The 8,585-nt window shown below is 72.3% G+C and carries 12 protein-coding genes; 11 read left to right on the top strand and 1 reads right to left on the bottom strand.

Annotation, left to right across the window (positions count from 1 at the left end; genetic code table 11):
- Positions 1-219 (bottom strand): helix-turn-helix domain-containing protein (locus ACTIFU_RS20560; RefSeq protein WP_439580189.1); only part of this gene is annotated, 219 nt, incomplete at its 3' end.
- Positions 220-227: 8 nt separating this feature from the next.
- Between ACTIFU_RS20560 and ACTIFU_RS20555 the strand changes: the two genes are divergently transcribed.
- The 11 genes from ACTIFU_RS20555 to ACTIFU_RS20505 form a co-directional block, all read left to right on the top strand.
- The gene (locus ACTIFU_RS20555) at positions 228-506 is read left to right on the top strand and encodes a hypothetical protein (protein ID WP_439580188.1); all 279 of its coding nucleotides are present in this window, start codon (positions 228-230) and stop codon (positions 504-506) included.
- Positions 503-1,912 (top strand): DEAD/DEAH box helicase, encoded by a 1,410-nt coding sequence (locus ACTIFU_RS20550; protein ID WP_439580187.1) that lies wholly within the window; start codon positions 503-505, stop codon positions 1,910-1,912. The genes ACTIFU_RS20555 and ACTIFU_RS20550 overlap by 4 nt, the downstream gene beginning before the upstream one ends.
- A complete protein-coding gene (locus ACTIFU_RS20545; protein ID WP_439580186.1) occupies positions 1,909-2,295 on the top strand; it encodes a hypothetical protein in 387 nt (128 codons plus the stop codon). The genes ACTIFU_RS20550 and ACTIFU_RS20545 overlap by 4 nt, the downstream gene beginning before the upstream one ends.
- A gap of 105 nt (positions 2,296-2,400) precedes the next feature.
- Positions 2,401-2,853, top strand: a complete 453-nt coding sequence (locus tag ACTIFU_RS20540; RefSeq protein ID WP_439580185.1) for a hypothetical protein — start codon at positions 2,401-2,403, stop codon at positions 2,851-2,853.
- Positions 2,843-3,031, top strand: a complete 189-nt coding sequence (locus tag ACTIFU_RS20535) for a hypothetical protein (RefSeq protein WP_439580184.1) — start codon at positions 2,843-2,845, stop codon at positions 3,029-3,031. Before ACTIFU_RS20540 ends, ACTIFU_RS20535 begins: the two co-directional genes overlap by 11 nt.
- Positions 3,015-3,278, top strand: a complete 264-nt coding sequence (locus tag ACTIFU_RS20530; protein ID WP_439580183.1) for a hypothetical protein — start codon at positions 3,015-3,017, stop codon at positions 3,276-3,278. The genes ACTIFU_RS20535 and ACTIFU_RS20530 overlap by 17 nt, the downstream gene beginning before the upstream one ends.
- On the top strand, positions 3,275-3,514 hold the full coding sequence (locus tag ACTIFU_RS20525; protein ID WP_439580182.1) for a hypothetical protein: 240 nt from the start codon (positions 3,275-3,277) through the stop codon (positions 3,512-3,514). Before ACTIFU_RS20530 ends, ACTIFU_RS20525 begins: the two co-directional genes overlap by 4 nt.
- 129 nt (positions 3,515-3,643) lie before the next feature.
- Entirely contained in the window at positions 3,644-6,517 is a 2,874-nt protein-coding gene (locus ACTIFU_RS20520) for a hypothetical protein (RefSeq protein WP_439580181.1), read from the top strand.
- 468 nt (positions 6,518-6,985) lie between these two features.
- Positions 6,986-7,561: a DUF6456 domain-containing protein gene (locus tag ACTIFU_RS20515; protein WP_439580180.1), complete on the top strand. Its 576-nt coding sequence runs from the start codon at positions 6,986-6,988 to the stop codon at positions 7,559-7,561.
- Between the two features lie 367 nt (positions 7,562-7,928).
- Positions 7,929-8,171: a type II toxin-antitoxin system Phd/YefM family antitoxin gene (locus ACTIFU_RS20510; RefSeq protein ID WP_439580179.1), complete on the top strand. Its 243-nt coding sequence runs from the start codon at positions 7,929-7,931 to the stop codon at positions 8,169-8,171.
- 81 nt (positions 8,172-8,252) lie between these two features.
- The coding region (locus ACTIFU_RS20505; protein WP_439580178.1) for a ParB/Srx family N-terminal domain-containing protein at positions 8,253-8,585 on the top strand (333 nt) is incomplete at its 3' end.

Here is an 8,585-nt window from a genome sequence, read left to right as displayed (position 1 = left end):
GGCGATCTCGGCGGCCTTGAGTTGGCGCTCGCCCTTGAGCAGCCGATTGACGGCCGCCGGGTCCACGCCCAGCGCGGCGGCGAGGCCCCGCTGGGTCTTGCCGGGCTTGGCGAGGGCGCGGCGGATGACTTCGATATCCATGTATGCATTGTGCGAAAAACGCACTTCATTGCCAAGGCGAAAATCGCGTTGCGTGCGCATTGCGTTTTCGGCCATCATCCGGCGCCATGCCCACGCCCGCAGAGATCGTCCTCAGGCGCTTCGGCGGCGCGGACGCGGTCGCCGCGATCGTCAGCCTCAGCGCCTCCCGCGTCTACCGCTGGACCCGCCCGCGCGCCCGCGGCGGCACGGACGGGCTGATCCCCGCGAAGCACCAGCCGGTGCTGCTCGCCGCCGCGCGCGCCCGGGGCATCCGCCTCACGCCCGCCGATCTCGTCCCGCTCCGGTCTGCCCGGGATCGCGGCCGCGCACCGTCCGCGCCTGCCGAGCCGGAGCGGACCCCGTGACCGCGCTGCGGCCCTATCAGGCGGACGCGGTGGCGCGGCTGCGCGCCGCCTACACGGCCGGCGCCCGCGCGCCGCTGCTCGTCCTGCCCACGGGCGGGGGAAAGACGCTCATCTTCTCGCACATCTGTGCCGGCGCCGCCGCGCGCGGACGCCGCGCGCTGGTGCTGGTGCACCGCCGCGAGCTGATCCGCCAGGCCTCCGCGAAGCTGCACGCGGCCGGCGTCGCCCACGGCATCGTCGCGCCCGGCTTCTCTGCCACACGCGATGCGATCCAGGTCGCCTCGGTGCAGACGCTCGGCCGGCGCCTCGCGCGCTCCGCCGCCCGCGGCGTCGATCTCATCGTGATCGACGAGGCGCATCATGCCGCCGCGGGAACCTGGCGCCGCATCGTCGATGCGTTCCCCGGCGCGCGGCTGCTCGGCGTGACCGCAACGCCGGAGCGGCTCGACGGCAAGAGCCTCGGCGTCGGCGCCGGCGGGCCGTTCGACATGCTGGTCGATGGCCCGGGCATCGGCGAGCTCGTGCGGCTCGGGTTCCTCGTGCCGTCGGAGGTCTATGCGCCCGCCGAGGCGCCCGACCTGACGGGCGTTCGCGTCCGCGCGGGCGATTGGGCGCGCGACGACCTTGAGGCAGCGCTCGACCGCCCGCAGGTGGTCGGGTGCGCGGTCGAGCATTACGCGCGCTTCTGCCCGGGCCTGCCGGCGATCGCCTTCTGCGCATCGGTGCGTCACGCACGAGACGTAGCTGGACGCTTCTCCGCCGCGGGATGGCGCGCCGCCGCGGTGGACGGAGCCATGACCGTAGCCGCGCGCGACCGCGCCATCGCCGGTCTTGCGGACGGGACAGTGCAAGTCCTCGCCTCGTGCGACCTCATCTCCGAAGGGCTCGATGTGCCGGCGGTGGGCGCGGTGATCCTGCTCCGCCCGACCAAGAGCCTCGGGCTGCATCTTCAGCAGGTCGGGCGTGGTCTTCGGCCGGCGCCGGCCAAGGCGAAGCTGGTCGTGCTCGACCACGCGGGCAACACGCTGCGGCACGGGCTGCCTGACGCGCCGCGCTCATGGTCGCTCGACGGCGCCGCGCCCCGCCGCCGCGCCGATGCGCCGAAGCTCCCGGCGCTGCGCCGCTGCCCCGCCTGCTTCGCGCTCCATCCGCCGATCGCCGTCTGTCCGGTCTGCGGGCACCAGCATCAGCCCGAGGCACGTGCCGTCAGGGAGGTCTCCGGCGAGCTCGCGCGGCTGGACGAGGCCCGGCTCGCGGCGCTGCGCGCTGCGCCGCTGCGCGAACTGCTGCGCCACGCGCAGAGCGATGCGGACCTGCGCACGATCGCGCAGGCGCGAGGCTACAAGCCGGGATGGGTCTGGCACGTCAAGCGCGAGCGCGCAGCGTGCCCAGAGGCAGCAGCGTGAGCGAGGCGGAGGTCCTGCGCGCGATCCTCAGCGCGCTCGCAGCGCGGCGCGACATGCGCATCTTCCGCAATCACGTCGGCGCCGGATGGACCGGGCGGCTGGTCGCCCGCACCGCACGGCGCATCGTTCTGGAAGACGCGCGCCACTGCACCTTCGGCCTCGCGCCTGGATCACCCGATCTGATCGGCTGGCGATCGATCACCGTCACGCCCGAGATGGTGGGCCGCCGCTTCGCGCGTTTCGTCGCGATCGAAGCGAAGGCGCGCGGGCGCCTCACATCCGGGCAGAGCGGCTTCCTTGCCGTGGCGGGCGGCATGGGTGCGATCGCCGGCGTCGCGCGCTCGGCGGACGACGCTCGCGCGCTGATCGAGGCGTCGCCGTGACCTCTGACTTTACGGTTGCGACACGGATGCGGGCTGCGCGTGTGTGTTGCACGGAGCTCCGCAGCTCCTCGAACAGGCGGCAACGACAATCGAACGAGGGACGCAATGCAGACGAGCACCGATGGAGCGACGCATCCGGCCCCGGGCACCTATTGGGACGACTTCCAGACCGGCGTGAGCCGCGCCGAGCACGAGCTCTGCGAACTTGCCGCCGACGTTCTGCTGCTGCCCCGCATCGTTGCCGAGCCGGCAACCCGCGGCCTCGATACCGCCGGCAAGCTCGCCGGCTATCTCGCGCGTGTCTCGGAGGCCCTGAGGCACGACGACGAGCCGCCGCGTGCGCCCGCGGACGTCAAGGCGCCCCCCGCTGCCGTCGATCACTGGTTCGTCGGCCTGGCGCAAGCCGATGCGAGGATCAGCGATTGCTGCCACGGCACGGAAGGCATGCGACCCACTGTCGTGGTGCGGCTTTCGGATGACGCTGCCGGAAGGAAGGCGGCGGCCCGGGTGATCGAACTGCTCTCCGAGCTCGATCAGGTAGGCGGCCATGACTCCTGAGCTTACCGAAACGATCCGCCGCCGCCTGCATGCCTTCTGGCGCCAGGCGCGCACACTGCCTCCGGCGGAGGAGAGCCGCGCCGTCGAGATCGAGCTCGCGATCATCGGCGCGCATGTCGATGCGGATCGCGCGCGGACGAACGCTTCGCAGGAGGAGTGCGATGGACGCGCAGCTTGAGCGGCAGAAGGAACTGACACGCGCCGTGCTGGCGGAGATCGCGATCCGCGATGCCGCGCCGGTCGATGCCGTCCTCGCCCTCGCCTCGGCGCTGGGCGTGTGCATCCAGACGGCGGCCGTCTCCAGGGAAGTGCGCCCGTTCGTCGCCCGCACGGTGCTCGCCGCGGTCGAGCAGACGCTGGCGGATATGAACGCGCCGCCAGAGCCGGACCGCGATGGCCGCGATCGGATCGGGAGGGATCAATGACGCTCAAGGCGGTGCATGCGAAGCCGGTCACCGAGGCGGTGCTCGGCGAGATCGACCGGCTCCGGGTCAAGCCCGCCTTGGCCGCCCTCGCGCTCGCGCATTCCCTCGCAATCGTGGTCCATGGGGCTGCGAAGAGCAGGGAATGCCGGGAGGGCGTGCTGATGGCGCTGGTCGTCGAGACGAAGCGCGCCATGCGGACACTCGACGAGATCGAGCGCGCCCGATCAACGCATTGAGGCGTCATGAGCGACCCCCGCGACGACGAGGACGAACGCGGCGGCGCCGGCGTCATCGCCTGGGGCGCCGCCGCGCTGGCGCTCTGGACTGCGCTCGGCCTCGTTCTCGTCTTCCTGTGAGGTGCCGCAATGGGCGGGACGCAAGTTCCCGGCTTCGCGGCCGTCGCGCGGGCGGCGCTCGCGCACGCCGATGCGCTGGTCGCGCGCTGGCTGCCGGGCGGGAGGCGCGAGGGCGACGAGTATGTCGTCCGGAACCCGAGGCGTGCCGACCGCACGCCCGGCTCGTTCAAGGTCAACACGCGCACCGGCGCGTGGGCGGACTTCGCGACCGGCGAGGCCGGCGGCGATCTGGTTGCGCTGCGCGCCTGGCTCGACGGCGTGTCGCAGGCGGAGGCGGCGCGCGCGCTCGCCGGTGAGCTCGGGCTCGGCCATGCGGCGCCGGCGCCGAAGGCGAACGGCCATCATCCGCCGGCCGCGCAGGACGAGGCGTGGCAGCCGGTCGTGCCGGTGCCGGACGGCGCGCCGGCGCCGCCGGCCGCGCACCCGCGGCTCGGCCGGCCGGTGCACGTCGCCGAATACCGCGACGCCGAAGGCCGCCTCCTCGGCGCGATCCATCGGTATGAGCCAAGCGGCAGGCCGGTGTCCGGCCCGACCAATGGTCGAACCCAGACGGGAGACAAAAAGCAGATTCTGCCCCTGGTTCTCTGCGCCGATGGCACACGACTGGAATGGCGCTGGCGCGCCATGCCGAAGCCCCGGCCGCTCTACGGCCTCGACCTGCTCGCGCAGCGCCCAGGCGCGCCGGCGGTCGTGGTCGAGGGCGAGCCGAAGTGCGATGCGGCCCGCCGACTGATCGGCGACCGCGCGGTGGTCGTGGCATGGCCCGGCGGCGCGAAGGCGGTCCGGCACGTCGACTGGTCGCCGCTCGCCGGCCGGCAGGTCGCGATCTGGCCGGACGCCGACGAGCCGGGCATCGCGGCCGCGCGATGGATCGCCGATGAGCTGCGCCGCGTCGGCGCACGCAAGGTGGGCATCGTCAATCCGCCGGCGGATGTCCCGCAGGGCTGGGACCTCGCGGACGCCGAACGCGACGGCTGGACCGAAGCGCAGGTGCTCGCGCGCATCCGCGATGGCACGAAGGAGCCGATCGCGCTCGGCGCTGGTGCCGGCGCTGCGCGGCTGCGGCGCGACGATCCCGCGCCGAGCCACCAGCCGGCGGAGCCGCCGGCGCCTCCGGCCAGTCGGCCGAATGGCGCGCCGGACCCGCCGGTGGACGACGTGCCGCTGCCGGACGATCCCGGCCCCGGTCCGCTGGACGACGAGAGCGTCCCGTTCCGGGCGCTGGGGCACGATCGCGGACGGTTCTTCGTCTGGGGGCGCGAGGGCCAGCAGGTGCTCGAACTCTCGGCACGCGAGCTCGAACGCGCCGGCCCGCTCATGCAGCTCGCGCCGCTGTCCTGGTGGGAGGCCTTCTATCCCGCGCGAGAGGGCTTCGCGATGCGCTCTGCCGCCAACGATCTGATCCGGGCGTGCCATCGCGTCGGCGTATTCGATCCGGCGCGCGTGCGCGGGCGCGGCGCATGGCTCGACGACGGCCGGGTGGTCCTCCATCTCGGCAACCGCCTGCTCGTGGACGGCGTGCCGCATGAGGTCGGCGGCTTCCCCACCGCCTGCATCTACGAGCGCGCGCGGCCGCTTGACCTGCATCTCGGCGAGCCGCTCGCGGCGGCGGAGGCGGCCCCGCTCATGGATGCCTGCATGCAGGTCGCCTGGGAGGACCGCGAGGGCATGGGGCGGCTGCTGGCCGGCTGGCTCGTGGTCGCGCCGGTCTGCGGTGCCATCCCGTGGCGCCCGCATCTCTGGCTCACTTCTGAGCACGGCGCCGGCAAGACCTGGGTGCTCGACAACATCGTCAAGCCGATCCTCGGGCCGGTCGCGCTGCATGCGCAGAGCAAGACCACCGAGGCGGGTTTGCGCGGCGAGCTCGGACTCGATGCGCGGCCGGTGGTGTTCGACGAGGCGGAGACGCAGAACCAGCGCGACCGGGAGCGGTTGCAGCAGATCCTCGACCTCGCGCGCCAGGCGTCCAGCGAGCACGGCGCCGACATCCTCAAGGGCACGCAGACCGGCGGGGTGAAGCGATATCGCATCCGGTCGTGCTTCGCCTTCTCGTCGATCAATGTCGGGCTGGCGCAGGCGGCGGACGAGAGCCGCACCATCGTGCTGTCGATCGCGCCGCCGGCCGACCCGGTCGAGCGGGACGACGGCTTCGCGCGGCTCAAGGAGATCGTGGCTGAGGTGATCACGCCGGACTTCGGCGCACGGCTGCTCGCGCGGACGCTGCGCCTGCTTCCAGTGATCCGGGCGAACGCGGAGGTGTTCGCAGCGGCGATCGCCCGCAGGCACGGCTCGCGGCGCCTGGGCGACACGCTGGGCGCGGTGCTGGCCGGGGCGTGGTCGCTGCGCTCGTCGCGGCGGGTCGATCCGGCGGAGGCGGACTGGTTCGTCACCGAGCGCGAATGGGTGCGGGCGACGGCCGAGCGGCATGCGGCGGAGCCCGATTGGAGGCGGGCGGCGTCCTATCTCGCGCAGCAGGACGTGCGGGTCATCGCGCACAACGGGCGGGTGGAGGGCTATGGCCTCGGCGAACTCGTCGCGCTGGTCGCCGGCATGGACGTGGACCTGCCGATCGCTGCGATCGAGGCGCGGCGGGTGCTGCTGCGTGCGGGCATCCGGGTGGAGTGGCATGGCGAAGCGGCGGTGGCTGGCATTCGCGAGGACGGCGGGCTGCCCATGATGTGGATTGCCACCGCGAGCGAGTTCGTGCGGCGCGCGTTCGCGGACACGGCATGGGCGTCATCGTGGGCGGCGGCGCTGCTTCGCGTTCCCGGGGCGATGCGGCACCCCGGCGGCTCGGTGCGCTTCGGGCACTTCACGTCGCGCGCGGTGGTCATTCCGGTAATGTCCTTGATTGGCGAAATGCCATCAGGATCAGCCGATTAGCCGTCACATGTTGGCGTCACGCAATATCATCCGATGTGACGCGCAACCCATTGATCAGCCGTCGCGGCTGTGACGGCGTGACGCTGGAAGCAAGGAAAAAGGCCGATGTCACGGTGTCACGCTTTTCCGCGCGATACACATACACGCACGCGCACACGCACACGCACACGCACACGCACACGCACACGCACGCACGCGCGCGTCTATATATATCTATATCCTGTGACATGAGTGACATTGGTGACCATGGCGGATTTCTGCGGGTCTCCGCGTCACATATTGCGTCACAGGAACATCGAAAATGTGACATCGGCCCAACCCTAGGCGAAGAACATTCCAGGTTCGACTTCCGATTGTCGCAGAAAATGGACGCCTAGAGATGCAAGGCGAAGCGATGAGGCCATTGCACAAGCGTTCCGTAGCGAGAGCGCAACTGCGCTCAAGGCCAAGCATTCCGCGGGATCGACCATGACCAGGCGCAAGCACCGGCGCAGCAAGCAGCCCGCCGCCCACCCTGCCGTCCACACGCCGCTGCACGAGCCGACCGAATGGCGCCTCCGGCACGGCCACTTCGGACCACCCGTCCGCGAGGCCGATCCGGACACCGGACTTACCGTCATCCACCGCCGCGCCATCGACACGCTCGGCCAGATGCTGAGCAACGGCACCATCACCGCCGACATGCACGATGCGGGACAGGTGTTCCGATCGGCCTTCCGCGCCGCCGCCCTCGATCCGCTGCGCGCCATGCCGCTGCTCCGTGTGCCCGCCGCGACCGGCGAGCCGTTGACCGAGCGCACCGCCGCGGCCCGCCAGCGCGTTGCCCGCGCACTCGAAGCCCTCGGCGGCAGCGCCAGCCCCGCCGGCTCCTGCGTCTGGCACGTCGTCGGCTGCGAGCTCTCCATCCGCGAATGGGCCGCCCGGCAGGGCTGGGGCGGCATGCCCGTCGGCCACGCCCAGGCACAGGGCATCCTCGTCGCCGCGCTCGGCATGCTCGCCAAGCACTACGGCCTCGCGCCGCGCGGGCGCGCACGACGCGCTTGACCGTGGAGTCCACAGCCGGTATCCGATCGCCATTCGGTCGAAATGCGACTATCGCGTTGCGGTCGCGTTGAGGCCGACCCGCAATATGCCCCCCAGACGGCCACAGGAAGGCCGAGAATGCGCTTCCTGGGCATGCCCGCTACCCACCCTGCGGGGAAGCCGGCGATCGAATCCAGCGGCGCCCAGCGGCCCGGCGCATGGCGGCCGCGGTTCCACCCTGGCGGGCGGCATATGCGGGGGGCTTCGGCGCGCCGCATCGCCAGCATCAGGGGCCGGAACCCGGTTCGGGGTTCGGGTTCGGGGTGTTCGGCTCGGCGTCGTCCGCTGCGCGGGGGCTGGAAGTAGTGGATTGCGCTACATCCGGCCCATGCCCAGGACTATCTCCGCCGCCGAGGCCAACCGCTCGTTTTCCCGCCTGCTCCGCGAGGTTCGAGAGACGGGCGCCGAGGTGAGCGTCACCGCGCACGGAAGGCCGGTCGCGGTGCTCAGGCCCGTGAAGGCGGACGCGGCCGCGCGGACGCAGGCGCGCGCGGCGCTCCGCCGGCGGCTCGCCGCGCAGCCCGCGACCGACACGGGGCCGTGGTCGCGCGACGAGCTCTACGCCTGCTGATCCGCCGGCCGGCGTGACCGTGCGCAATCCTTCGATCGCCGGCCGCGCCTGATCCGCGCCCGGCACAGGCCGGGGCGACTCATGCACGACATCCCATTCCCTCCCGGCGTGCCGCTGGTGCCGATCGCCGCGCTGCGGCCGCATCCGCGCAACGCGCGCACGCACTCGGAGGCGCAGCTCGCCAAGCTCGCCGCGTCCATCCGCGCCTACGGCTGGACCAATCCGGTGCTCGTCGTCGGCGACACGATCGTCGCCGGCCACGGGCGCATCGAGGCGGCAAGGCGGCTCGGGCTCGACGCGGTTCCCGCGATCCGGCTCGACCATCTCAGCCCCGAGCAGCGGCGCGCATACCTGATCGCGGACAACCGGCTCGCGGAGGACGCGGGCTGGGATCGCGCCGTCCTCGCGGAGGAG

The sequence above is a fragment of the Elioraea sp. genome, assembly GCF_051860475.1.
Lineage (GTDB): Bacteria > Pseudomonadota > Alphaproteobacteria > Acetobacterales > Acetobacteraceae > Elioraea.
Note: the sequence above shows the minus strand (reverse complement) of the source record. Positions and strands in the feature narration are given on the sequence as shown.